Genomic DNA, 23,013 nt, shown 5'->3' with positions numbered 1-23,013 from the left:
CGATCAGGTCTCCACCTCGATCGCGTGACCGATTCTACGCCCCAACCAGCGCCTTGGCCGTCGGCAGCAGCGTCTGCTGCACCACCAGCCCCCTTGCGCGGGCGTCCATGACGCCCACGGCGCGCAGCGCCAGCAGCGTCACGGTCTGTACGGCGTCGCGCATCTTGACGGGATCATCGAGATTGTCGGGCGCGAGCGGCCCGACCAGGGACTCATGCAGCGCGCCGAGCAATGCGGTGGCGGCGAGCGCAGTGTCCTGCGCCGGCAGATGGCCGGCACGCACGGCTGCGTCGATCCGCGAGGCGATCTCGCCGGCGATCTCGCGCCGGCTGGCAAGGCGCGAGGCGCTGACATCGACATCGACGGGCTCGGCGAGGATGCCCCAGGCCAGCCTGCGCTGCGACAGCGTATGGACCGCCACGGTGGTGACCGCGGCCGCCAGCGCCGAGGACGGCCCCGGCGCGGCATCGGCCGCCCGCCGGATCGCCGCGAGCTCGTCGCGGGAGACCTCGGCAATGAGCTCGGAGATCAGATCCGCCTTGGAAGGGAAATAACGGTAGACCGTACCGGCCGCGACATTGGCCCGGACCGCGACGGGCGCGATCTGCACCGCGGCCATCCCGCCCTCGGCCGCCGCCTCCCGCGCCGCCGCCAATATCGCGCTGCGCCGCGCCGCGAGGCGCTTCACCACTTGATGCGTCCGCCGATAAACCATGGCGCGCTTCCTGTCCCACACGCCAGCCGCACGCCCTGCGGCCAAACGCTTCGTCACGTCGAAAGATGCAAATCGCCCCGCAAGGACTGAACAACTATTCAGAGGAGATGACAAGATGGGAAATGCTTGAAGCGTCACGCCGATCGGACGGAATCGGCAACCGTAGTTGTGAAGGGCCTCGTCCCGAAAACCGCCCAAGCGGAACGAGTGGCAGATGATGGCTATTGCGCGATATCCATCTGGAAGGACCTCCGCGCGATCTCGGCACCATGTCGGCGCAGAACGAAAGTTGCCCGATAGCTGCCGACCGGCCAAGTGGAGCCTGCGCGCTTTCGCCCAGCCGAGATGAAATACTGGGCCTGGTCCCGTGGCAGCTTCGGCGCGTGATACTCCGCGACGACTTGGCCCTCGGGTGACCTCAGCTCGAGCGCTTGCTCGTCGTCCGCCTGAAGTCCGATTGCACGAACATAAGCCACGATGGCGGCCGATTGAGAGCCAGGCAAGGATCGCTTGACCTCACCTGTCTCGATCTCGTCCATGGTCACCGCTCGATCGGCAAAACCGGCATTGATGATCTCGGTGGACGGATAGTTCGAAACGGCGCCTTGCGTCGGCTGCCACAGCGAACGGCCCGCATTGCATTCGCCCTTCGTGGCGCCCTCGGCGAATGGATCCACAATTTTTCCGTTGTGCCTCACCGTGAAATGGAGATGTGGGAACTCCGTATTCCCGGAGAGCCCCGCCAGCCCGAGTGCCTGCCCGGCGCTCACGCTGTCGCCGGGCTTCACTTTGAGACTGCCCTTGGCCATGTGACAGTATTGCGTGCTCCAGCCGTTTCCGTGTTCGACGACGGCGCCATTGCCACATTCCCTCCCCGAGACCGCGGCTTTGCCGACGAGCTTGACCGATACGTCATCCATGCCGTCGCGGATGTGAGCAACGCGCCCTGAAGCGGCAGCGACGACCTCGACGCCTTTTCGTTGAACGTCCAGATCGGGGAGCCGGATGTCGGTGCCGTCGTGACCATCATACGTTCGGTGCCCGCATCGGAAGTCAAGGGTCTTGTCGGAGGGATCATGGTCAACGTAGTTCTGGATGAAGCAGGTCCTTCCCAATTGGCAGGCGACCGGCCAGGCAAACAGTTGCGGCTCCGAGCTGCGGGATGCCGTCGCGCATGTGACGATCACGCAAGACGTCAATGCAGCCAAAAGCACCTTCCGATCTGTCAGACTTCGAATGTGCCGTGCGTCGCTCAAATTCGTCATGGCCTTGCGCCAACTTCTCCAACCTGATCGTGATCGAGATTTGGGTGTGATCTCATAACCCAGTGTACATCGAGAGAATGCCGGAATCGAATCGACGCTCGGAGAGCGCTAGAAACTTCCCAAATAGGGTATTGTCGTCCGATCGCTATTCGATAACTGGCCGGTTCTCTAACCCGCGCCATCGCAGGCCGCCTCGCCGGAAATCCTCGCGTCCAGCAGTAGATTCAACCTGTTCCGACCGAGGAAAATCGTTTCGTTGCGAACGGGGATGAGGCCAAGCAAGGGGCCGAGACGCGAGACGCCAACATCTCGGGCGCCCGGGATTTCGGTGACTGAACTGTCGCCTTGGAGGGCATACGCCGAGGCCGCGGTTAGGATGAAGACCGCCCTATACTCTGGTATCTCCGCGACCGCCCGGATTGGTTCCCGCGCAGCGTCGAATGGGAGGGCTATCGGGATTGGTCCAGAGGATCCCAGTTCGACGATGCCCGACTGCCGCTTGATAGCTAACGTCTTGCCAATGCTTGGAGCATCAAGCCGGGTATGGCTCAAGTGCAGCGGAGCTTCCCCGACAACGAATGACCGCCCCTGAACGATCGGCTTCCTTGATTCTCTGCTCAGGCGAACGGTGTATGTCTTCCTGTTCCGTGTATTGCAACGCTACCGTCCGCCTCAACGTTGGCGCCACGCACAAAGTCGAAGCGGTCAAGCGTCGCGACGTGAATTACCTCGCCATCATCATAGCGGACGACAGCGGACGAGTTCTGCGCGTTGACTACGAGCGCATCAAAAGCCGGGAGATCAAAAACTCTAGCCGGGGCCCCGAGTGTCGCGGGATCGCTAACGCGCAGATGCGACAACGCGCCGGTGCGGTCCAGCAGATAGAGGCCACTATGGTCACTGATCACGAAGCCCTTGAAGCGCGGAATGAACTCGACGGAGTTAGGATGCCGCAGTGGAGTGTCGCTCAAGCCGTACAGTTTTCTGAATTGCGTTTGGCCGGGGTCTATGGCGAAAATGCCGAGCGCGCTATTTACCCCGATGAGGCGGCCGCTTTCCGGATCGCGCGCAATCTGGTCATGAATCGGGTTGGACGGGAATTCACCTCCAAACGGAATAAGAGCCCGGCTCTCATCGATCGTCCAGACGTTGCCTCGATTAAAGGCGTATATGACCGGCCGCGGCACGCCGGGGAGCATGATGACCTTAGAGACCATCCTCCAAGCGTCATTGAAGTCCTTTTCAGTCGGTGTGCCGCCCCGAATCGGAACGACACAGAATCTCGACGAAAGACGTTCTCGTGCGACCGCGAGGCTGCTCGCAAACGCACAGATCAGACAAGAAATGAGCAGCAGGCAACGCATGATCGCGATCGTGACGGTCCCAACCCGACGAAGCTGTTCCTTCACGAGGACTTACCTCAAACTTCTTGCAGCGCAAGTGATATCCCGAGAGCTTTTTGGTCGGGACATTTGCTTTGATTGTGTCTCATTTGAGAAAATGACAGCCATCCATTTCATTCTGGTCCAACAGCTCCCTAGAGCCCATCATTCGGCATTGGCGCATCAATGCATGATATCCTTGTGCCAAGGCTTGCAGGTCGCAAAAGCAAAATCAATCTGAGCCACCATATCAGAAATCAACTACATGGAAATCTGCGAACGATCTCACCGTTGCATGATCTCTTACTTGCAACCGAATGCGCTAGTTTATGGTAGTCTGAAATTCAGTGCGCGAGCTGACAATGTGAATCCCCATAAAAGGTTCGGCGCGCGGAACGACAACTCCACAACAGCTAAAGAGATTCTGCGCAGGTAGGCCTGCCCTGAAGTGGCTTGCCGTTCGCGCGGTGCCTCTCCTGCAAGTCGTGACGCCAGTTAGTTCTCGTCGCGCAAGCAGTCTCGCGTGAACGCCCTCCTGTGTTAGGGCGCCACGTCCGAAAGTTCATACATCAAGCAACCGAATGACATCCAAGTGGGGGGTACTATGGCGTATACTTTGACCTCGCAGGAGCTAGCGGGGCCGGGGACGACGTTCTGCAAGGCAACGCCGGCAACGACATTTTCGACGGCCAAGGCGGCCAGAACTGGATCACGACCGGCAGCGGCCAGGACACGCTGATCCTCAACGGCGCGCCAGCGGATATTTGCAGGTCGACGATTTCAGCGACGGTAACGACAAGATCAACATGCGCGGCACCGGTGTCACGGCGCAGAATGCCGCGCAGAACGTCACCCTGACCGAATATGCGGAAGGCGGGGTCCTCGTCGAATTCGGGACCTCGCAGATCTGGTTCGAGAACATCATGCCGGGCCAGATCACATTCGACGACTTCATCTTCGACACGTCCGGCGGCGGAGACAATCACGCTCCGACCAACGCGACCTTGAGCGGAGGTTCGATTGCGGAGAATTCGACCAATGGGACCGTTGTCGGAACGGTGACGGGCGTAGATCCCGACGCCGGAGCGGTACTGAGCTATTCGCTCACGGACAATGCCGGCGGCCGCTTCGCAATCAATGCCGCGACCGGCCAGATCACGGTCGCGAACGGAGCGTTGCTCGATTACGAGACGGCCACCTCGCACGATGTCGTGGTTCGTATCGTCGATCAGGGCGGGCTGAACTTCGACAAGGTCTTCACGCTGGCGGTCACGGACGTCGCCGGCGCCACGCAGAGCGGGACATCGGCGGCCGACACGCTGATCGGCACGAACGAAGGCGATACGCTCAACGGGCTCGGCGGCAACGACACCCTGAACGGCCTTAGCGGCGATGACGTTCTGGACGGAGGGCCCGGCAACGACACGATGAACGGCGGCGCCGGAAACGACATCTATATCGTCGATTCCAGCAATGACGTCGTCAACGAGAGCGCCAATGAAGGCATCGACGAGGTGCAGACCTCGCTCTCGTCCTATACGCTCGGTGACAATTTCGAGAATCTCACGGGGACGAACAGCGGCGGCTTCACCGCGGCCGGTAACGCCCTCGACAACATCATCACCGGGAGCAGCGGCAACGACGTGCTGTTCGGCGAGGACGGCAACGACACCCTTCGCGGCGGTGCCGGTGATGACGTCATGCAGGGTGGCGCGGGCAACGACACCTTCCAGGGACTGGGCGGCGTCAAGTGGATCACGACCGGCGACGGCGCCGATAACCTGGTGTTCAACGCCAATAGCGGCGCCTTCCAGGTCGACGATTTCACCGACGGCAGCGACAAGATCGACATGCGCGGCACCGGCGTCACCGCCCAGAACGCGGCGGAGAACGTCACTCTGACCGAATATGCGGAGGGCGGCGTGCTCGTCCAGTTCGGATCCTCCGAGATCTGGCTGGCGAATGTCATGCCCGGTCAGATCACGTTCGCGGACGACTTCATCCTGAGTTGACCCGGCTAAGGACGTTATGCGTTCGGAGGAACTGATGGATCCTCCGAACGCGTCGCCGATGAACCGTGGCGCGCTTCCTGCTCGACACGCCCGCACGCGCCCTGGCCGAACGCTTCGTCATTCAATTCGCAGCAAATCGCCCTCAAGGACTGAACAATTATCCGGGGTGGACGAGACGCAAATGCGTGGAGCGCCACCCCAAGGAGATGCGGCCGCAAACACGTAAAGGTTGCATGTGGCGGTTGTAAAACCGATAACCACACTTCTTACCGCAATCTTAAAGCGGATCCGTAACACTACGGAGGCAATGCAATTTACTCTCGGCACGTCATGCTCGACACGGACTCCCGGACTGCCTGGCGGCTCTTTCACATCAACTGGTTTCCGATTCTCGGGATGGGGACCCTGTTGGCCCTCGGCCTTTCCTATACCGGACTGAGTCTCGAGCCGGTCGCCTACGGCGGGACCTTGGCGATCGCCGCGGTGCTGCTCGCGGCCGCCTATGGCCACCGGATCGTCAAAGGCGAACTTGCGGATCCGAAGCTGGTATATTCACTCGGCACGATCGGGCAGGTCATCCTCACATGCGCCATTGTCGGCCCCCTGAGTTACGTTGCGGGGAAGCTGAACTGGCCCCTCCAGGACCAAGCGCTGCTGGCGATCGACCAGGCGCTGGGCCTCCATCCGGAACCGATCGCGCGCTACGTCAACGATCATCCCTGGCTCGCGACCAGCCTCGCGCGCGGCTACGGACTGATCAAGCTTCCGCTACTCGGCATCCCGGTCGTGCTGGCACTGACGGCGCGGTATGTGCGGCTGCAACTGTTCATGCTCGCGATGAGCCTCTCGCTCGCGGTTACCATCACGATCTCCGCCGTGGTGCCGGCGATCGGGACCTACTACGCACTGCAGCTGCCGGCTGCGCATTTCCCCGACCTTAACACCGCGGTCTATGCCGGACAGCTGCGCGACATTCTCGCGCTTCGGGACGGCAGCCTGCATGAACTCCGGCTGCTTTCTCTCTCCGGCATCGTCTCGTTTCCGAGCTTTCACGCGGCATCCGCCGTGCTCTACATATGGGCGCTGTGGCCGGTGCGCGGCATCGGCGGCATCGCGGCCGCGCTCAACCTGTTGATGATCGCGGCGACGCCGGTGGTCGGCGCGCATTACATTGTCGACGTCGCTGCCGGCATCGCGCTTGCCACGGCAGCGATCTGGGCCGCGAAACTTCATCTCGACCGAAGCCGCGCGGCGTGTGGGCTTGCGGCGCCGGCCTGATTGATGGCTCTGCCGTCATCATCGCCCAAAAGAAAAGAGCCCCGTCCGAGACGGGGCTCTCTAAACCGTCAGATCGTTCCGGCCTTACTTGAGGCTGGTCGAGATCGAGGTGAACTTGGTGTTCAGCGTGGTGCCGAGGTTGTTGACGACGGTGATGATCGCCAGCGCGATGCCGGCAGCGATCAGGCCGTATTCAATGGCGGTGGCGCCGGATTCATCCTTCAGGAAACGCGCAACGAGGTTCTTCATAGAGTGCTCCAAATGAGTACACGAGGCTACAACTGATCTGGTCTTTTCGGCTTCCCAGCGCCGCCCGACCATGGAACCGAACCTAGAGGCAAAGAATTTCGCCGCAGTTAATTCGACTGCGTAAACATCGGGCGGTTTGCGAGTATTCGCCCATGGTAAATCGAATTCCAAAACAATCCGTTAAATTGTCCGGACGCGAAGCCGATCCGGCGCAACCGATTTACCCGAAGTTATGACCACCGTGGTCCAATGCCGCTCGCTCAGACCGGAGCGCGATGGGATGGATTCTTTCGCCGCGCGTCAGGCTGTCGTTTGCGCATGATCTTCTCGGAAAACCGCTACACTCTTCCGGATCATGCTCGGGCCGACAAGAACACCAGGACGACGAGGCGGCATGTCCCTTTCCTTTGCCAACAACATCGTGGTGCAAAGCCGCGCGCGGGCCCTGGTGCCGCTGTGCGTCGGCGCCGGCGCCTATCTGTTCTTCCTCTATCTCGGCGACACGCTGCTTCAGGATTCCGACTCGTTCTGGCAGATCAAGATCGGGCAATGGATCCTCGATCACGGCGCGATGCCGTACACCGACTTCTACTCTTTCACGCGCACCGGCGAAGCCTGGATCTCGACATCGTGGCTGTCGCAGGTCTTGTTCGCGTTCTCCTACACGCAATGGGGCTGGGCAGGCCCCGTCATCATCACCGCGATCGGAATCGCGCTCGCCGCCGCCATCCTGGTCCATTTCCTCGAGGCGCAGATCGAGGCACCGCGCGCGGTGCTGTTCGCGATGCTGGCGCTGCTGTTGTCGATGAACCACGTGCTCGCCCGGCCGCATATTCTGGCGCTGCCCGTCATGGTGGCGTGGTTCGGCCTGCTGATGGCGGCTGCCGACCGCAAGAGCGCGCCGTCCTGGACCTGGCTGCCGCTGATGGCGCTCTGGGCGAACCTGCATGGCGGTTTCGTGCTGGGCCTCGCGCTGATCGGCCCGATCTCGCTCGAAGCGGTCGAGCATGCCGAAAAGGGACGACGGCTTCGATTGTTCATGCGCTGGGTCCTGTTCGGAATCGGCGCGCTGATCGCGAGCTGCTGCACACCGTATGGCTGGCGAACGCTGCAGGGCGCGACCAACATCCTCAGCCTCGGCGAGCTGCTGTCGCTGATCTTCGAATGGATGCCGGCGAACTTCGCCACGTTCACCCCATTCGAGGGCGCCCTGCTCGCGCTGATCGCGTTCGGCTATTATCGTGGCCTCGTGCTGTCCGCACCCCGTATCTTCCTGATCCTGTTCCTGACCTGGAGTGCGCTGACGCATGTCAGGAGCACCGAAGCATTTGCGTTCCTGGTGCCGCTGGTGCTGGCAAAGCCGCTCGGCGAAATGTTCCCGCGCAGCCCGATGCCCGACGTCGCGGGGGCCGACCGCTGGCCGGCCCGCTACGTCATCGCGCTCGGCGCGCTGATGATCGCAGCGGCAAGCTGGACATCGACGTCGCTCTACATGGGGCACCACCGCTTCACCTTCACGATGACGCAGACGCCGGTTGCGGCGGTCGACCTGCTCGAGCAGCGCAAGGTGCAGCGCATCTTCAACGCGTACCAGTTCGGCGGCTATCTGATCTCGCGCGACATCCCGGTTTTCGTCGACGGCCGCGCCGAGCTCTATGGCGAGAAGTTCGTCATGGACTTCTTCAAGGCGACGGAAGGCAAGAAGCCCGAGCTGCTGCCGCGCCTGCTGGATGAATACAAGATCGACGCGACGCTCTTGGTCGCCGACGCGCCGGGTCCGCAGATCCTCGACCAGCTCAAGGGCTGGAAGCGGATCTATACGGACGACATCGCAGTGATCCATGTGCGTGAGGACCGGCAGGCCAGCCTCGCACCGGGAGCGGAAATCCCGAGGGAGGCTTTCAAATGAGCCTGTCCCTTCAACCGTCGATGCCCGCTCCAGCGCGTCGCCGGATCGAAATCCCCCTCGTGTTCCTGCCGGCCCTGGCGATTGCAGCGCTGTTCGGCTGGGGCATGCTGATCTCCACTTTCGTCCATCCCGGATGGATCGGACTGAACCACATCGCCCCCGGCACTGACTGGATGGTGTTCTACGGGGCCATCAGATCGATGCTCGCCGGCAATCTCGCCCTGGTCCTCGATGCCGAGGCATTCACCGCGCATCTCAACCAGTCGTTCGCATCATGGCTCACGGCGCCGCTGGCGTTCCGTCCATGGTTCTATCCGCCCAGCTTTCTCGTTCTGCTCTTGCCGTTCGCGCCGCTCGGTTTTGCCGGCTCCTATGTCGCGTTCCAGGTTGCGACCGCAGGCCTCCTGGCCTGGGCGCTTCGCAACCGTGCCGAGCAGCCGCAACTGACGCCGTACATCATCGCAGCCGTGCTGGTCTCGCCGGCCGCATCGCTCAATCTGGCCGACGGACAATGCGCGTTTCTCGTGGTCGCACTGCTGGTGGCGGGCGTCAGGCTACTCGGACCGCGGCCGCTCCTTGGCGGCGCCATCCTGGGGCTCCTGAGCTTCAAGCCGCAATTCTTTCTGCTCGTTCCGTTCGCGCTGCTGGGTCTGCGCCAATATCGCGGCCTGTGCGCGGCTGCATGCTCGGCGTTCGCATTGGCGCTGGCAAGCGCCATGATCTTTGGCATCGAGTTGTGGATTCGCTGGATACCGCAGGCGTTCGACAATCTGGTCAGCCCGGATGAGAAATGGCTGGCCTATGGCCGCATCTGGGGTCACAGCGTGTGGGCCTGCGCGGTTCTGCTGGGCGTACCGGAGCGGCTAGCCTCAGTCCTGCAATTGGGCGCGATCCTCTCGAGCGCGGCAGCGACCTTCGTGGCGTTTCGCTCCTCGCTCGGTACCGACAGCAAGCTGATCGTGTTGCTTGCGGCAACCGTGCTGGCGGCCCCGCATTCCGGCCCCTATGATGCGACGCTGCTGGCGGTCGCCATCGTGCTGTGGCTCGCCGCATCGATCGATGCTCCGCGCCTTCTCGACTGGCTGATCGGGCTCGGCATCTGGATGGTCCCGCTGCTCAGCCCCGCGGTTTATGTACCTGCGGGACGTCTGTCGCCGCTCCTCACGATCGCTCTCATTGGCCTCGTGTTCGGAAGGGAGCATAGCCGGACGAGGTCTCGCGAGGCGGGAATTCCGCCACTGTCTCCAATTCGGTCTACCGCTTGCGATTAGGCTCGCGGCCTGGACTCCAGGCAGGCGTCCGGATCCGGGCGGCGGCCGGTCCTTGCAACCGCGACGCAGACAAGACCTGGCACACCGCGCTCAAACCCAGCGATCCCCCAAGATGGTTTCTTCCGACAGTCCGACCTCGACGATCCCTGATCGTCTCCGCTCGGATCGATCCGTGGCGATTGGCGTTCTTGCAATGCTGGCGGCCGTCTCGTTTCTTCCGGTGCTGCTGACCCCGATTCCTGCGATGGTCGATTATCCCAATCACCTCGCCCGCATGTACATTCTGAGCCAGAACGGTACCCCCGACGCCAACCCGCATTACGAGGTGGTGTGGGCGTTCTATCCGAACCTCGGGATGGATCTGCTGGTCCCGCAGATGGCGCGACTGATGAGCGTGGAGAACGCCACACGGCTGTTTCTGCTGTTGAGCCAATTGCTGATCGTCTCCGGCGCGCTGCTGCTCGAATGGGCCCGAAAGGGACGGATTCATCTTGCCGGCTTCGCTGCGCTCGCTTTCCTCTACTGCCTGCCGTTCAGCTGGGGTTTCGTGAATTTCGAGTTCGGACTGGGCGTCGCTCTCTGGGGCATCGCCGTCTATCTGATGCTGGCGGAAGGCCCATGGCCGCTGCGTTTCGCGGCCAACGCGATCTTCGTCGCGGCGCTGTTTGTGGCGCATTTCTTTTCGCTCGGCATCTACGGCGCCACTCTCGGCCTCTACGAGCTTTGGCGCTTCCGACACCAGCGAACAGCGTACGGGATCGCGGCGGCGCGGCTCGGCACGTTGGCCATCCCCGCGCTTGCCTTGTTCGCGATCATGCATGTGACCGCGGGCGCGATAGGTAGCGAAGGGACGAGCTGGTTTCTCGGGTTCAAGCCGATTTGGCCGCTCCGCATCATGAACGGCTACAATCTGACGGCAGCGGCAGCGACCGGGTTGACGCTCGCGATCTTGCTGTACTTCGCCGCAAAACGCGGCGCCCTCAAGCTCGATCCAGCCGGGATCTGGCTCGCGATCGGCTTTGCGCTCCTTTATCTCGTCATTCCCTCGAAGCTGTTTGGAACCGCGTTTGTCGACCTTCGCGTCATTCCCGCTGCAGCTCTGATCCTGCCCGCCTTCAGCTCGCTGACGCTGCCGAGCCGTGCCTGGAGAACAGCCGCGCTCGCCGCGATCAGCGGCATCATACTGGTCAATCTCGCCGTCGTCCTCGCGGTGTGGCTGCCTTACCGCGCCGACTATGCGGCGATCATCGCCTCGTTCCAGAAGATCGAGCGCGGCTCGCGCGTCCTCGTCGGCAGCACGGGCGACAATGGCGACCCGCCCTTCGCCGACCTCACCTCGTATCCGATGTATTATGCGCCGACGCTGGCCGTGCACTATGCCAACGCGTTCGTGCCCAATCTATTCACGGAAGCAGGCAAGCAGCCCGTGCGGCCACGCGAGGGCGTGCGCGGTCTTGCCATTCCCTATGGAGGACCGGTGCCGTCGGAACTGCTTGCCGCGATCGCGACGAGCCAACCGCCGGCGGGCGTTCCGCCGTTCGTTCGCACCTGGTACCGGGATTTCGATTATCTCTACGTGCTTGGGCCGCCGGCTGCGAACCCGCTGCCGGGTCTGCTTGAGGTGCTGGAGACCTCGGAGCGATTTGTTCTCTACAAGATCCACCGCAGGCCCTAGGGCGTAAACTCATTCCGCGGCTGCCGCCTGATGTCCGGTGTATTGCCAACATCGGCCGAAGAGCGGAAGACCTCCGAGGTCGCAGATGGGCCAAAGGCGGAAGTCTATGTTGTTGACAGGCCACCGCCGGGGCAGGAAGGATCGACGGCATTGGTGTACGCACGAAAGCCGAGATGTCAGATGTCATTGCGTGGAGTGATCCGCAAATCGGACCGGACTGCACTGGGCAGCGCGGCTGACGTTCAACTGCAGCTCAGTCGGGTTTTTCCTGGGGTTCGGTTTGTCTACCTAGCCGAGGAACCGCCAGGTGCGATCGAGGCGCGAAAACACATGTCTCTCACGCTGCGGCTCTGGCTTATGTTGTTCGAAGTAAACGGGCGCTACCCCTGTTGCAACGGCTCCTGGGAGCGTGTGGAGAATTTGGGCGGCGGTGCGATTGAATTCTATTTCGAGACGAATGGCCCCGTTCGATATGTCAGCGCGACTGGCTATGGCAGAACCCGAGGCTTTGATGCCCTATACGAAGAACTGGAAAAGAACACTGGTTGGAAGATTAACTACGGCTTCTTTGCTTGACGGACAGATCGCCATTCGCATCGCCCGCTCATAGCCAAATGTCGGCGAGGGGTCACAAGCCGCCGATTACGCCAAAGGTCGGCAGCTTCTGCTTTACCCCGGTAAGCCGACGTTGATGAGTGCGCGTCCTGGACCGAAGCTGCGGCTGCACCGCAAGGTGGATCACCGGGCATCGCATCCTTTCCGCCTTCCCCGTCAATCGCCCCTGTCGCCCAATCCTTAACAGTTGCGGCAAGGCGCCCTTAACCACCGGCGAATAGACTTCCGCCCCTGCAACCCAGCCGGAATCTCTCGCATGGCGGCCAATTCCAGATCGATCCGCTACAGCCTCGTGATCCCCGTGTTCAACGAGGAAGCCGTGCTGCCGGTCCTGCTGCGCCGGCTAGACCTGGTCTTGTCCCGGCTCGACGGGCCTGCAGAAGCGATCTTCGTCGACGACGGCAGCAGCGATTCCAGCTCCATCGTGCTCCAGGCGCTCGCCCAGCGCGATCCGCGCTTCCGCTACATCCGCCTGTCGCGAAACTTCGGCCATCAGGTTGCCATCACCGCCGGCATGGACGCCGCGGAAGGTGACGCGATCATCGTCATGGACGCCGATCTGCAGGATCCGCCGGAAGTGATCGAGCAATTGATCGCGAAGTGGAAGGAAGGCAACGACGTCGTCCACGCCCGCCGCCTGTCGCGCGAGGGCGAAAGCCCGTTCAAGCGAGCGACTGCACACCTGTTCTACCGGCTGCTCGGCAGGATGTCTTCCGTCGGCATCCCCGCCGACGTCGGCGATTTCCGTCTGATCGATCGCAAGGTGCTCAACGCACTCAGGCAGATGCCGGAACAGGATCGCTTCGTGCGCGGCATGATCGCCTGGCTGGGCTTCCGGCAGGCCGAGGTCGCCTTCCACCGCCTCGAGCGCGCAGCGGGCGAAACCAAATACCCGCTGTTCAAGATGGTGCGGCTCGCGATGAACGCCGCGCTCGGCTTTTCCGATCTGCCCCTGCGGCTCGCGATCTGGTGCGGATTGGCGGTTTCGGGACTGGCTTTGCTGTACGGCGGCTGGGTGATCCTGTTGTGGCTCAGCAACGACAGCCATCTGGTCACCGGCTGGTCCTCGACCATGGTCGTCGTGTCCCTGCTGTGCGGCATCAACATGCTGATGACGGGCATCGTGGGGCTTTATGTCGGCCGGATCCATGCCGAGGTGAAACGCCGCCCGCTCTACGTGGTGCAGACGCGCGCCGGATTCGATCGCAGCGAGGCGGCGATCGCGCCTGCGATCCACGCCGTCAACGAGTGACCCGGCGCATGAGCGAGCTCTTCGACGGCTATCACGCCAACTACCGCGACGTCGTGCAATCCTCGATCGACTTCTCGGGCTTACCGCACGATTTCTTCATGCGCGCGAAGGCCGATCTGCTGCGCGACCTGATCGCGCAGCGGCTGGACACGGACAAGCCCGGCATGCTGGACGTCGGCTGTGGCGTCGGCAGCCTTCATCCGCTGCTGCACGGCATCGTCGGCCGCTTGAGCGGCATCGACGTTTCGTCGGCCAGCCTGGCGCAGGCCCGCGCTGCCAACAGTGGGGTCGACTACCGCGAGTTTGACGGCCGCACTTTTCCGTTCGAGGACGCCAGCTTCGATCTCGTCACGGCCATCTGCGTGATGCACCACATCGTGCCGGCCGAATGGACGCATTTCATCACCGAGATGCGGCGGGTGGTACGCCCCGGGGGGCTCGTCTGCGTAATCGAGCACAATCCGTACAACCCGCTGACACGCCTTGCCGTTGCGCGCTGTGAGTTCGACCGGGATGCCGTTCTGCTCAGTGCCGGCAAGACCCGAAAGCTGATGGCGGCGGGGGGCTTGCACAAGATCGGCGCGCGCCATTTCCTGCTGTTGCCCTGGGACACCAAACCGGCGCGTCGCCTCGAAGATGCCCTGGGCGGCGTGTCGCTGGGCGGCCAGTACGCGGCCTTCGGCACCGTCTGACTTTATCTCTGCGGCGGATCCCGCCGCTTGTGCACGATCGCCACATCGTCGCTGTAGACGCGTTGCCACTGGGGCATCCGGTCGAGCATCGCGACTGCCGGTGTGCGCGGCGCGAGCAGCGTCGCCCCAATGTCGTAGTCGTCGAGCAGCTTGAGAAAATCCGCGAGGTCGACCAGCGCCAGGGCCCGATTGTAGCGGTCGATGAACGGTCCCCCGTACAATTCGCCGCGACCATCGATGAAGGTGGGAATGCCGGCGAAGATCAAATAGCCGCCGAAAGAATAATCGTTGAGCAGGCGCCCCGCCTTGGCGAGGTCGGCTCGCGCGACGGCAGCCTGCGGGGTGATGACCGCAGCCGGCCCTATGTCGCGCGCCAGCGCCGCCCCGCTCATCGCGATCAAGACACCGAACGCGGCCAGATTCAGGCCGCGCGACGCGCCCGCTTCGTCGTCTGCGATCCGCCCGCCGAACTTCCGACCCAAGGGGGCCGCCAGATAGAGCGGCGCCAACATGGCCAGCAGATCCGCATTGCGCACCTGCGCCAGTGCGAAATGCAGCAAGCCGATCACCACCAGCGCCCGCACGACCGGCAGCGTCACACCGCGCGTAAGCGCAAAGATGCCGGCCAGCAGCAGCAGCTCGAATCCACCGACATGACTGAAATCCTGCGGCCGCCATTCCCCGATCCAGGCGAGCGCAGAGCCGAGGCCGAGTGTCGTCAGCGGCATCAGCAGCGGCTCGGGCCCTTGGGGCGTCAGGCAGGACGCTGCGATGGCGAGTATCGTGAATGGCAGCCAGCGCAGGATCGCTCGCGGCCATTCGCCTCGTCCCTCACGCAGCAGTGCCTCGATCACCGCAGGACCGATCAGCCCAAGCGCCAGCACCACGCTGCCGTGCAGATTGGCCCACAGGACCAGCAGCGGCAGCGCCCAGTATGGCGGAGGTCCGCCATGATCCATGCAGCGCACCAGGGCCCCTGCCCAGGTCACCATCACCGGCAGCACGAGGACATGTGGCCGCGCCAGCATATGCGGCGCCAGCAGGATGACGGCCGCGATCACCATGAGCAGCGTCAGGGCCGGCGAGAGCTCACGCAGCAGGAAGAAGGTGAACAAGCCAAAGGCGAGCGCAATCGCCGCTGCCGCCACGACGACGACGCCGGGCCAGCCGGACAACGCGTAGGCTCCGGCGTAGACGACTTCCGAGAGCCATTCGAACGTGATCCAGGGCGCGCCGTGTCTGGGAAACGAAAAGGGATCGCTCTCCGGCAGGGTGCCATGCGCGATGATCCAGCGCCCGACCTCGATATGAGAATAGCTGTCGGGATCACCGAGCAGCCACGGCCCGACGACCAGCAGCAGGGCATAGACGCCGAGGCCCACGGCCCAGGGGAGCGCTGCACGTGCCGAAAACGGTTGAACCGCGCTGTGGACGACCTGGTCAGTCATGGCGGGCCAAAATAGGACGCAAGCGTTAAGTTCTTCTTTAGTGATTCCCGCGTTTGCCGCCAAGCGGCCCGACGACTCCGACGCTCCCGTGAACGGCAGCACTCCTTGACGCAACCGGAACGCGTCACATGCAGCCGCGGGAACGGGGTGAGCGATTATCTGGAGCCAGTCGAAGCGATGTCGAAACCCGGCTGACGGCCTGGCGCGCGTGCAAATGAGAGCATGCGACCGCGCCTGAAGCCCGCGTTATCCGAACAGATCGACCAGGAGTAATGCGGTGCTTGTAAACAGCCCTGCAACCGGCACCCAAACGGGAACGACGAACACGCCGGCTGGAGGCCTTGATTCGTTTGCCTTGATTCGAAGCAGTGCCAGATTGACCAGGGCGAAAATCCCAAGCGTCAATCGCGAGGTCCATTCCGCCAATCCCGTCAGCGGAACGCCGAGCGCGAGGATCAGGATGGCGCCGACGCCGAGCAGGGTCGCGACGACCGGCGTCCTGCTTCTGGCATTCACCCTCGCGAGAAGAGCCGGAAGGCTGCCCTGGTCCGCAAGGCCGTACAGCACACGTCCGATCATGATCATGTGAACGATGATTCCATTGATTGTCGCCACGATCGCAATCGCGCTCAGAACCGAGAGGGGTAGCCCGGTCAGACGCTGAATACCAGAGCAAGAGGGGCTGGTGAATGCGCGAGCTCGGCCGGCGGCACGGCAACCACCGCAATCCAGGCAACCGCCATGTAGAGGAGCGCCGTCACGCCGAGCGTGATGAAGAGGGCCCAAGGCAGAGTGCGCGAAGGATTCTTCATTTCCTCGGAGATGTTCACCAGGTGCTCGAACCCGACGAACGCAAACACGGCGAGCAGCGAGGTCCGTGCGATCCCGGTCCAGGCTGCCAAGTCGCTCGTGGGAGCCCACAATTCGGGCAGCCGAGAGACCAGAGATTCGCCCTCGAACAGACCGGCACCGATGATGAGGATCAATCCTCCGATCTCCACCACCGTCATCAGTCCAGCGAAGCTGATGGACTGAACCGCGGACAGGCAGGCGATCGCTCCCATCGCAAGCACGACGCCGGCGATGATCCAGGCGGCAGGCAGCGGCAGAAATACACCGATGTAGCCGGCGCTTCCGACCGTGATGGTGGCCCCTGAAATCGTCGCCGCGGCCACCACGAGCAATCCCGCGACACCGCCGAACCATTTGCGGTGAAATGCGGCTTCGACATAAGCCGCCTCGCTCGCCGCAACCGGCAGCCGCGTGCCCAGTTCAGCAAAGGTCCCGGCTGTGATGCCCATCACGACGGCAGCAGCGAGGAACGCCAGAGGCGCATGCATCCCGCTCCGTGCGGCGGCCGCCCCCACCAGGACGTAGATCCCGGCGCCGATCGTGACGCCGAGCCCGTAGAGCACCGCGTGCGTCAGCGTGAGCGATCTGATCAGCTTTGAAGACTTGTGCGGCGTTGTCCTGCTGCCCGGTCGATAAGTTGCAGCATCTGTTCTCACCTCTTGCATGGACGAACGTCAATGCGAAAACAGAATCGGGATCGGCGGCTTGGACAGCAGACTTCTCGTCGCACCGCCAAGCACGAATTCGCGCCACCTGGACGTTCCGTACGCGCCCATCACAAGCACGTCGATGCCGTGAGATAGCACGTACGCTTCGAGGACCTCCCCGATCGGCTTGCCTTCGGCGTCGATCTTGTCCAGCACAACCTCGATGCCGTGACGCGCCAGGTTCTTTGCCAGCTCTTCGGCGGAACGTTTGGAATCCAAGGCCTTTTCATGTGTGACGGTAACGACGCGCACGTTTGTCGCCTTTTCAAGCAAAGGAAGCGCGTCGGAAACCGCTCGGGCGGCGGTCCGGCTGAAGTCCCAGGCCACGCAAACAGCATCGAGCCGGAATGGACGCGATCGCGGAGCCGTAGGCAGGATCAGCGTCGGCCTGCCGGATTCGAAGATCACCTCCTCGGCATCCCACCGCTCGTGGGATTCCCGCATCGGCATGATCGTGAGATCGCGAAGCCTTGCATAATCGACCAGCAGCCCCGGCTCGCTTTGGGTTGCGCATTGCTCGAAGATGGTCTCATGCCGAATCCCCGACTTTGCGGCCGCCGCTTCGAACGCCGCGAGCAGCGCTTGCGCATTGTGGCGGCTTCTGGCGGCCTCGCGCGCGATCATCGCAGGGATGTCTATGATCGCATCGCCAAGCAAGCTCCCGCGCACTTCCAAATGCACTTCGCAGGAAATGGCTGCGAGGTGCGTATCCAGGACGGCGGCTAGCGAAACCGCATCGTCGATCACCGAGACCGGCGTCGGATCCGGATAGCTCGTCAGGGTCAGCAGAACATCCTTGAAAGCCATGTTTCCCTCCTTGAAGATTTGAGCCTAGCGCTGTCGAGGTCCCCCTTATTGACCCACCGCAACAGGTACAGCCGAGTTGGCTGTGGCAAAACGGCCAAGGCTCGAATGAAGGGCTGGCGGGAGCAGGAACGCACCGGTTCGGCGGTGCTCACTCCGCTGGAGGGATTCAGCAGAGCGCCAGCTCGCGAAGGCGCGTTCAGTAAATAAAAAACGCGGCGTCTCCGCCGCGTTCTTCAATTCGGTCTGCCGCTTGTGATCAGGCCTGCGGCTGCGGCTCCAGACCGGGATCCGGATCGGGCCGGGGGCGCGGCTTGCCGGCCGGCGGCACGGCGGAAGCGCGCGGCGTGGTCGGCTCGAGCACGGACTCGCGATTCGGCTTCTTGCCCTTGAGCAGGTCGATGATCTCATCACCGCTCAGCGTCTCGAACTCGAGCAGGCCCTTGGCCAGCGCCTCGAGATCGGCATGCTTCTCGGTGAGGATGCGGGTCGCTTCCTTGTAACCTTCCTCGACCAGACGCCGAATCTCGGAGTCGATCTTCTGGACGGTCGCCTCGGAGGCGTTCTGCGTGCGCGACACCGACATGCCCAGGAAAACCTCGTCCTGGTTCTCGCCGTAGGAGACGGTGCCGAGCTCTTCCGAGAGGCCCCAGCGCGTCACCATCATGCGGGCAAGGCGCGTGGCCTGCTCGATGTCGGAGGCGGCACCCGAGGTCACCTTCTCGCGGCCGAAGATCAGCTCTTCGGCGACACGGCCGCCCATCATGATGGCGAGGCGCGAGGTCATCTGCTCCAGCGACATCGACAGCTTGTCGCGCTCCGGAAGCTGCATGACCATGCCGAGCGCACGGCCGCGCGGGATGATGGTCGCCTTGTGGATCGGATCGGTGGCGGGCACGTTGAGGCCGACGATGGCGTGGCCGCCCTCGTGATAGGCCGTCAGCAGCTTCTCCTCCTCGGTCATGACGAGCGACTTGCGCTCGGCGCCCATCATCACCTTGTCCTTGGCCTCTTCGAACTCGGCCTGCGTCACCATCCGTTTGTTGCGGCGGGCGGCGGTAAGCGCGGCTTCGTTGACGAGGTTCATCAGGTCGGCGCCGGAGAAGCCCGGCGTACCGCGCGCGATGGTCTTGAGATTGATATCGGGGGCCAGCGGCACCTTGCGCACGTGAACCTTCAGGATCTGCTCGCGACCGACGACGTCAGGATTGGGCACCACGACCTGGCGGTCGAAGCGGCCCGGACGCAGCAGCGCGGGATCGAGCACATCAGGACGGTTGGTGGCGGCGATCAGGATCACGCCCTCATTGGCTTCGAAGCCATCCATCTCGACCAGCAATTGGTTCAGCGTCTGCTCGCGCTCGTCATTGCCGCCGCCGAGACCGGCGCCACGGTGACGACCGACCGCATCGATTTCGTCGATGAAGATGATGCAGGGCGCGTTCTTCTTGGCCTGCTCGAACATGTCGCGGACGCGGGAAGCACCAACGCCGACGAACATCTCGACGAAGTCCGAACCGGAAATGGTGAAGAAAGGCACGTTGGCTTCACCCGCGACCGCACGCGCGATCAGGGTCTTACCGGTGCCGGGAGGGCCGACCAGCAGCACGCCGCGCGGAATGCGACCGCCGAGGCGCTGGAATTTGCCGGGGTCGCGCAGGAATTCGACGATCTCCTGCAGATCCTGCTTGGCCTCGTCGACGCCGGCGACGTCCTCGAAGGTGACGCGGCCGTGCGCTTCGGTGAGCATCTTGGCGCGCGACTTGCCGAAGCCCATCGCCTTGCCGGCGCCGCCCTGCATCTGCCGCGACAGGAATATCCAGACGCCGATCAGCGCGATGAAGGGCAGCCAGGACACCAACAGCGAGACGAACCAGGGCACGTTGTCGCCCGGCGGCTTCGCCGTGATCTGCACCTTGCTGTCATAGAGGCGCTTCACCAGCGTCGGATCGTTCGGCGCATAGGTCTGGAAGCTCGAGCCGTTGGTGAACGTGCCGTGGATGTCCGGCCCCTGGATCACGACGTCGCGCACATTGCCGCGATCAACTTCGCTCAGGAGCTGCGAGAAGGCGATGTCCTGCGAGGAGGCCCGCTGACCCGGATTCTGGAAGAGCGTGAACAACGCCAACAGCAGCAAGACAATGATGACCCAGAGGGCGAAATTGCGCAGATTGGCGTTCATCGATCTTCCTTCGTGGTCGCGCGGATCGCGACCCTGATCCTTGGGCAGTGGCTTTGGTCAATGCGAGGAAATCCCAAGGAGTCCTCTCGGTTAGACGGATACAATTTAGGTGCCGTCCCGGTCGCTGCCAAGGGAATGATATGGGACTATTTATCCCATCTTAGAGCGATTCCCGCGGAAATAATGGCGCCAGATTGGGGGTTTTTCGGGCCTGGTTAAGGTGGCCTGACGGCGCGGCGGCGAAATGGCCGGTGCCATGATCCGCCGTGATTCGTGCTCATCTCCCGGTGCGCCGCCGGGCCGGTGCCGGCGCGATGTGGATACGCCCGCCCGCAACGCTGATCAAGGCTCCCGCAAGGGTCTGCTTCAGGACCGGCCGGGCGCCGGCGCTGCGACTTGCGGCCATGGCCTGGTCCAATGCGGACATCAGGGTCTCGACCTTGCCGAGTTCCGCCGGCCCTTCATGTCCGAGCGCGTTGATGGCCCGCAGCAGGAGCCGCAGCCGGACCTCCTCCGGCAAGGCTGCAAAGGCCGAGGCCTCGAAGCTTCGGACGCCCGCCTGCGGCGCATCGCCGCGATCCCGCAAACGGAGGAAGCGCTCGGCGCCGTCGGCGAGCACCTCGACCGCCGCATTGGCCCGCGCCAGCCTTGCTGCGAGCCGCGCGAGCGTGCGGGCATCGCCGCCCTCGGCCGCGAGCAGCGGCAGCAGCGCGCGCAGCCGCGGCCGGGTGAAGACCGTGTCCCGGTTGGTGGGATCCTCGGCAAAGCCGACCTTCGCCCGCCTCAAGGTGGCGATCAGCTGCGACTTCGGGACATCGAGCAGCGGACGCGCCAGCACGATTCCGTCGCGCTCGCTGAGCGGAGCCATGGCCGAAAGCCCCGCAAGCCCGCTGCCGCGGAAGAGGCGCATCAACAGCGTCTCGGCCTGGTCGTCGCGGGTGTGGGCCGTCAGCACATGGTTCGCACCGGCGGCACGCGCGGCCCCCGCGAGCAGGCGGTAACGCGCCTCGCGCGCTGCGGCCGGCAGCCCCGTCTTCGGCTTTGCGCCGCGCCAGCGGAGGGTCCGGTGCGTCAATCCGAGCTCGGCGGCGAGCCGCTTGACCTCACGCGCCTCGCGCGGCGCCTCTCGACGCAGGCCATGATCGATCGTCACGACCGCGAGATGCGGGCCGCGCGCGAGGCTGCGCCGCCAGCGCGCCGCCAGCCACATCAGCGCGACCGAGTCGGGCCCGCCCGAGACCGCGAGCACAAGCGCAGGCGCGCTTTTCAGGCCGGCGAAGAGCCGCCTCGCCTCGCGCGCCGAGATCGGAGAATTATCGTCGTCTGACATGACGCGGCCCTGACAGTCACCAGACTGTTTAGCGCAGGGCGATCCGCATTGTCAGCGTCTGAACGCTGCATCAGCACGCGGTAGGCTTTGGTTGAATCAACCCTAGCCGACGGACCACCTCTCCCGCAGGGAGACAGGTGAGCGCAGAAAGCCGGCCGCGCTGGCTGTCTAGCACTTCACCCGCTTCTGCTCGCGATCGACCGCCGCTTTGACGCCGGCGGAGGCGCGCGGATATTTGCGGCCGACCTCGCCGAAGGCGGCGCAGGCGGCCTCCTTCTCCTTCAGCGCGGCGAGCGACTGGCCGAGCCGCAGCAGCGCGTCCGGCGCCTTGACCGATTTCTCGTATCTGGTGGTGACGGCGAGGAAGGCCTCCGCGGAGTCGCGATATTGCTGGCGCTGGAAGTAGCTCTCGCCAAGCCAGTATTGCGCGTCGCCGAGCAGCGGGTCGCTCGGATATTTCTGCGCGAAATTCTTCATGGTCTGCTCGGCGAGCGCATAGTCCTTGCGCTGCATGTAGCCGATGCCGAGGTCGAACTCGTCGCGCGGCGTTGCCGAGGGCGGCAGGGTGGTCAGGCCAGCGCCGCCGGCCGGCGCCGGATAGCCGGATTGGGCCGGCGGATAGCCGGGCTGCACCGCCGGGGGCGCGGCTTGCTGATAGCGAGGAGCGGTGTTGGCGAGATCGAGCGGTTCGCCGGCGCCGCGGCCGCCGGGCACGCCGCTTGGAACTCCCGCCGGCATCGGCTGCTGCCCGCCGCCGAGCGCGCGCGGTGCGCCGGGAGCATTCGGGTTCTGGTTCGGATCGAAGGCATCGCCGCGGCGGCGCGTACCGGGTGCGCCGGGCGCCGGCTGCTCCTGAACGATCGGCGCAGGGGCAGCGATCTGCGGCTGCTCGTGACTCGGCGGCACGGCCTGCTGCGGCTGGCGATAGCCGGGCGCGATTTGACTTGGCGCGATCTGGGCGGGCGGCATCGCCGCGACGTTGGGCGCCTGTCCGGGCGCACCTTGCGCACCGCCTTCGAGCGCCCGCAGCCGCTCCTCGAGCTGGCGATTGCGATATTGCAGCTCTTCGTTCTGGCCGGTGAGCTGGCGCAGCTGGCTCTCCAGCCGCTCGATCCGCATCTCGGGATCGGCATCGTCCGATTGCGCGAAAATCGATTGCGCAAATGCGGGCGAGCACAAGGAGAGCAGCGCGGCGGTCGCCACAGTGCCCGTAAAGACCTTAAATCTGGATGACATCTTGCCCTGACGACGAAAGCGAAATGGCCTGCGACGGAACATTCGACGCGCCACACATTGAAGTGGAGTACGCCAAAAATGTGACTGGTACCAAGGGGTTTCTGTCACAGAATGCTGAAACGAAACCGGCGCCCGAGAG

Annotated in this window: 20 protein-coding genes; 9 read left to right on the top strand and 11 right to left on the bottom strand. The window is 63.6% G+C overall.

The annotated features are described in order from the left end of the window. Positions 1-34: 34 nt before the first annotated feature. From ACYCVF_RS07885 to ACYCVF_RS07875, 3 genes are all read right to left on the bottom strand, one after another. Positions 35-715, bottom strand: coding sequence for a TetR family transcriptional regulator (locus ACYCVF_RS07885; RefSeq protein WP_459603258.1), 681 nt, complete (start codon positions 713-715; stop codon positions 35-37). A gap of 221 nt (positions 716-936) precedes the next feature. Beyond that, entirely contained in the window at positions 937-1,980 is a 1,044-nt protein-coding gene (locus tag ACYCVF_RS07880; protein WP_459603260.1) for a M23 family metallopeptidase, read from the bottom strand. Positions 1,981-2,597: 617 nt separating this feature from the next. Continuing rightward, the gene (locus tag ACYCVF_RS07875; RefSeq protein ID WP_459603262.1) at positions 2,598-3,389 is read right to left on the bottom strand and encodes an SMP-30/gluconolactonase/LRE family protein; all 792 of its coding nucleotides are present in this window, start codon (positions 3,387-3,389) and stop codon (positions 2,598-2,600) included. Positions 3,390-4,016: 627 nt separating this feature from the next. On the opposite strand from ACYCVF_RS07875, the gene ACYCVF_RS07870 reads away from it, so the two are divergent. The 3 genes from ACYCVF_RS07870 to ACYCVF_RS07860 all read left to right on the top strand — a co-directional run bounded on the left by ACYCVF_RS07870 (position 4,017) and on the right by ACYCVF_RS07860 (position 6,652). Beyond that, positions 4,017-4,220 carry a hypothetical protein gene (locus ACYCVF_RS07870; protein WP_459603403.1) on the top strand — a complete coding sequence of 68 codons (204 nt, stop codon included), beginning with the start codon at positions 4,017-4,019 and terminating at the stop codon, positions 4,218-4,220. Next, positions 4,127-5,374, top strand: coding sequence for a cadherin domain-containing protein (locus ACYCVF_RS07865; RefSeq protein WP_459603264.1), 1,248 nt, complete (start codon positions 4,127-4,129; stop codon positions 5,372-5,374). Before ACYCVF_RS07870 ends, ACYCVF_RS07865 begins: the two co-directional genes overlap by 94 nt. 396 nt (positions 5,375-5,770) lie before the next feature. Continuing rightward, complete coding sequence (locus ACYCVF_RS07860; protein WP_459603266.1) at positions 5,771-6,652, top strand: phosphatase PAP2 family protein; 882 nt, start codon at positions 5,771-5,773, stop codon at positions 6,650-6,652. Between the two features lie 84 nt (positions 6,653-6,736). Here ACYCVF_RS07860 and ACYCVF_RS07855 read toward each other — a convergent pair whose 3' ends face one another. Next, complete coding sequence (locus ACYCVF_RS07855; protein WP_028145764.1) at positions 6,737-6,901, bottom strand: Flp family type IVb pilin; 165 nt, start codon at positions 6,899-6,901, stop codon at positions 6,737-6,739. 394 nt (positions 6,902-7,295) lie between these two features. Between ACYCVF_RS07855 and ACYCVF_RS07850 the strand changes: the two genes are divergently transcribed. The 6 genes from ACYCVF_RS07850 to ACYCVF_RS07825 all read left to right on the top strand — a co-directional run bounded on the left by ACYCVF_RS07850 (position 7,296) and on the right by ACYCVF_RS07825 (position 14,315). Further along, complete coding sequence (locus ACYCVF_RS07850; protein ID WP_459603268.1) at positions 7,296-8,810, top strand: hypothetical protein; 1,515 nt, start codon at positions 7,296-7,298, stop codon at positions 8,808-8,810. Further along, positions 8,807-10,081 carry a glycosyltransferase family 87 protein gene (locus tag ACYCVF_RS07845; protein ID WP_459603270.1) on the top strand — a complete coding sequence of 425 codons (1,275 nt, stop codon included), beginning with the start codon at positions 8,807-8,809 and terminating at the stop codon, positions 10,079-10,081. Before ACYCVF_RS07850 ends, ACYCVF_RS07845 begins: the two co-directional genes overlap by 4 nt. Before the next feature lie 112 nt (positions 10,082-10,193). Next, positions 10,194-11,756 carry a hypothetical protein gene (locus tag ACYCVF_RS07840; RefSeq protein ID WP_459603272.1) on the top strand — a complete coding sequence of 521 codons (1,563 nt, stop codon included), beginning with the start codon at positions 10,194-10,196 and terminating at the stop codon, positions 11,754-11,756. Between the two features lie 180 nt (positions 11,757-11,936). Then, positions 11,937-12,332 carry a hypothetical protein gene (locus ACYCVF_RS07835; RefSeq protein WP_459612928.1) on the top strand — a complete coding sequence of 132 codons (396 nt, stop codon included), beginning with the start codon at positions 11,937-11,939 and terminating at the stop codon, positions 12,330-12,332. A gap of 295 nt (positions 12,333-12,627) precedes the next feature. Continuing rightward, positions 12,628-13,623, top strand: a complete 996-nt coding sequence (locus ACYCVF_RS07830) for a glycosyltransferase family 2 protein (RefSeq protein WP_459603276.1) — start codon at positions 12,628-12,630, stop codon at positions 13,621-13,623. A gap of 8 nt (positions 13,624-13,631) precedes the next feature. Continuing rightward, positions 13,632-14,315: a class I SAM-dependent methyltransferase gene (locus ACYCVF_RS07825; RefSeq protein ID WP_247771018.1), complete on the top strand. Its 684-nt coding sequence runs from the start codon at positions 13,632-13,634 to the stop codon at positions 14,313-14,315. Between the two features lie 2 nt (positions 14,316-14,317). Here the strand turns inward: ACYCVF_RS07825 and ACYCVF_RS07820 are convergent, their stop codons facing one another. From ACYCVF_RS07820 to ybgF, 7 genes are all read right to left on the bottom strand, one after another. Next, complete coding sequence (locus ACYCVF_RS07820) at positions 14,318-15,763, bottom strand: hypothetical protein (RefSeq protein ID WP_459603279.1); 1,446 nt, start codon at positions 15,761-15,763, stop codon at positions 14,318-14,320. A 246-nt stretch (positions 15,764-16,009) separates the two neighbouring features. After that, positions 16,010-16,378 (bottom strand): hypothetical protein, encoded by a 369-nt coding sequence (locus ACYCVF_RS07815; protein ID WP_459603281.1) that lies wholly within the window; start codon positions 16,376-16,378, stop codon positions 16,010-16,012. A 38-nt stretch (positions 16,379-16,416) separates the two neighbouring features. Beyond that, complete coding sequence (locus ACYCVF_RS07810; protein WP_459603283.1) at positions 16,417-17,280, bottom strand: APC family permease; 864 nt, start codon at positions 17,278-17,280, stop codon at positions 16,417-16,419. 9 nt (positions 17,281-17,289) lie between these two features. Further along, positions 17,290-18,129, bottom strand: a complete 840-nt coding sequence (locus tag ACYCVF_RS07805) for a universal stress protein (RefSeq protein ID WP_459603285.1) — start codon at positions 18,127-18,129, stop codon at positions 17,290-17,292. 256 nt (positions 18,130-18,385) lie between these two features. Further along, entirely contained in the window at positions 18,386-20,308 is a 1,923-nt protein-coding gene (gene ftsH, locus ACYCVF_RS07800) for an ATP-dependent zinc metalloprotease FtsH (protein WP_459603287.1), read from the bottom strand. Between the two features lie 277 nt (positions 20,309-20,585). After that, on the bottom strand, positions 20,586-21,638 hold the full coding sequence (gene tilS, locus ACYCVF_RS07795; protein WP_459603289.1) for a tRNA lysidine(34) synthetase TilS: 1,053 nt from the start codon (positions 21,636-21,638) through the stop codon (positions 20,586-20,588). Between the two features lie 168 nt (positions 21,639-21,806). Beyond that, entirely contained in the window at positions 21,807-22,874 is a 1,068-nt protein-coding gene (gene ybgF / locus ACYCVF_RS07790; RefSeq protein ID WP_459603291.1) for a tol-pal system protein YbgF, read from the bottom strand. Positions 22,875-23,013: the final 139 nt, after the last annotated feature.

The organism is Bradyrhizobium cedriense (assembly GCF_054602315.1).
The sequence above is the reverse complement of the archived record's forward strand: the minus strand, read 5'-3'. Positions and strand labels throughout refer to the sequence as shown.

What these genes read in the sequence shown, in the direction of transcription:
- ACYCVF_RS07885 (WP_459603258.1), bottom strand. Translation starts at nt 715, where the DNA reads ATGGTTTATCGGCGGACGCATCAAGTGGTGAAGCGCCTCGCGGCGCGG.
- ACYCVF_RS07880 (WP_459603260.1), bottom strand. Translation starts at nt 1,980, where the DNA reads ATGACGAATTTGAGCGACGCACGGCACATTCGAAGTCTGACAGATCGG.
- ACYCVF_RS07860 (WP_459603266.1), top strand. Translation starts at nt 5,771, where the DNA reads ATGGGGACCCTGTTGGCCCTCGGCCTTTCCTATACCGGACTGAGTCTC.
- ACYCVF_RS07855 (WP_028145764.1), bottom strand. Translation starts at nt 6,901, where the DNA reads ATGAAGAACCTCGTTGCGCGTTTCCTGAAGGATGAATCCGGCGCCACC.
- ACYCVF_RS07850 (WP_459603268.1), top strand. Translation starts at nt 7,296, where the DNA reads ATGTCCCTTTCCTTTGCCAACAACATCGTGGTGCAAAGCCGCGCGCGG.
- ACYCVF_RS07845 (WP_459603270.1), top strand. Translation starts at nt 8,807, where the DNA reads ATGAGCCTGTCCCTTCAACCGTCGATGCCCGCTCCAGCGCGTCGCCGG.
- ACYCVF_RS07840 (WP_459603272.1), top strand. Translation starts at nt 10,194, where the DNA reads ATGGTTTCTTCCGACAGTCCGACCTCGACGATCCCTGATCGTCTCCGC.
- ACYCVF_RS07835 (WP_459612928.1), top strand. Translation starts at nt 11,937, where the DNA reads ATGTCATTGCGTGGAGTGATCCGCAAATCGGACCGGACTGCACTGGGC.
- ACYCVF_RS07830 (WP_459603276.1), top strand. Translation starts at nt 12,628, where the DNA reads ATGGCGGCCAATTCCAGATCGATCCGCTACAGCCTCGTGATCCCCGTG.
- ACYCVF_RS07825 (WP_247771018.1), top strand. Translation starts at nt 13,632, where the DNA reads ATGAGCGAGCTCTTCGACGGCTATCACGCCAACTACCGCGACGTCGTG.
- ACYCVF_RS07820 (WP_459603279.1), bottom strand. Translation starts at nt 15,763, where the DNA reads ATGACTGACCAGGTCGTCCACAGCGCGGTTCAACCGTTTTCGGCACGT.
- ACYCVF_RS07810 (WP_459603283.1), bottom strand. Translation starts at nt 17,280, where the DNA reads ATGCAAGAGGTGAGAACAGATGCTGCAACTTATCGACCGGGCAGCAGG.
- ACYCVF_RS07805 (WP_459603285.1), bottom strand. Translation starts at nt 18,129, where the DNA reads ATGGCTTTCAAGGATGTTCTGCTGACCCTGACGAGCTATCCGGATCCG.
- ftsH (WP_459603287.1), bottom strand. Translation starts at nt 20,308, where the DNA reads ATGAACGCCAATCTGCGCAATTTCGCCCTCTGGGTCATCATTGTCTTG.
- tilS (WP_459603289.1), bottom strand. Translation starts at nt 21,638, where the DNA reads ATGTCAGACGACGATAATTCTCCGATCTCGGCGCGCGAGGCGAGGCGG.
- ybgF (WP_459603291.1), bottom strand. Translation starts at nt 22,874, where the DNA reads ATGTCATCCAGATTTAAGGTCTTTACGGGCACTGTGGCGACCGCCGCG.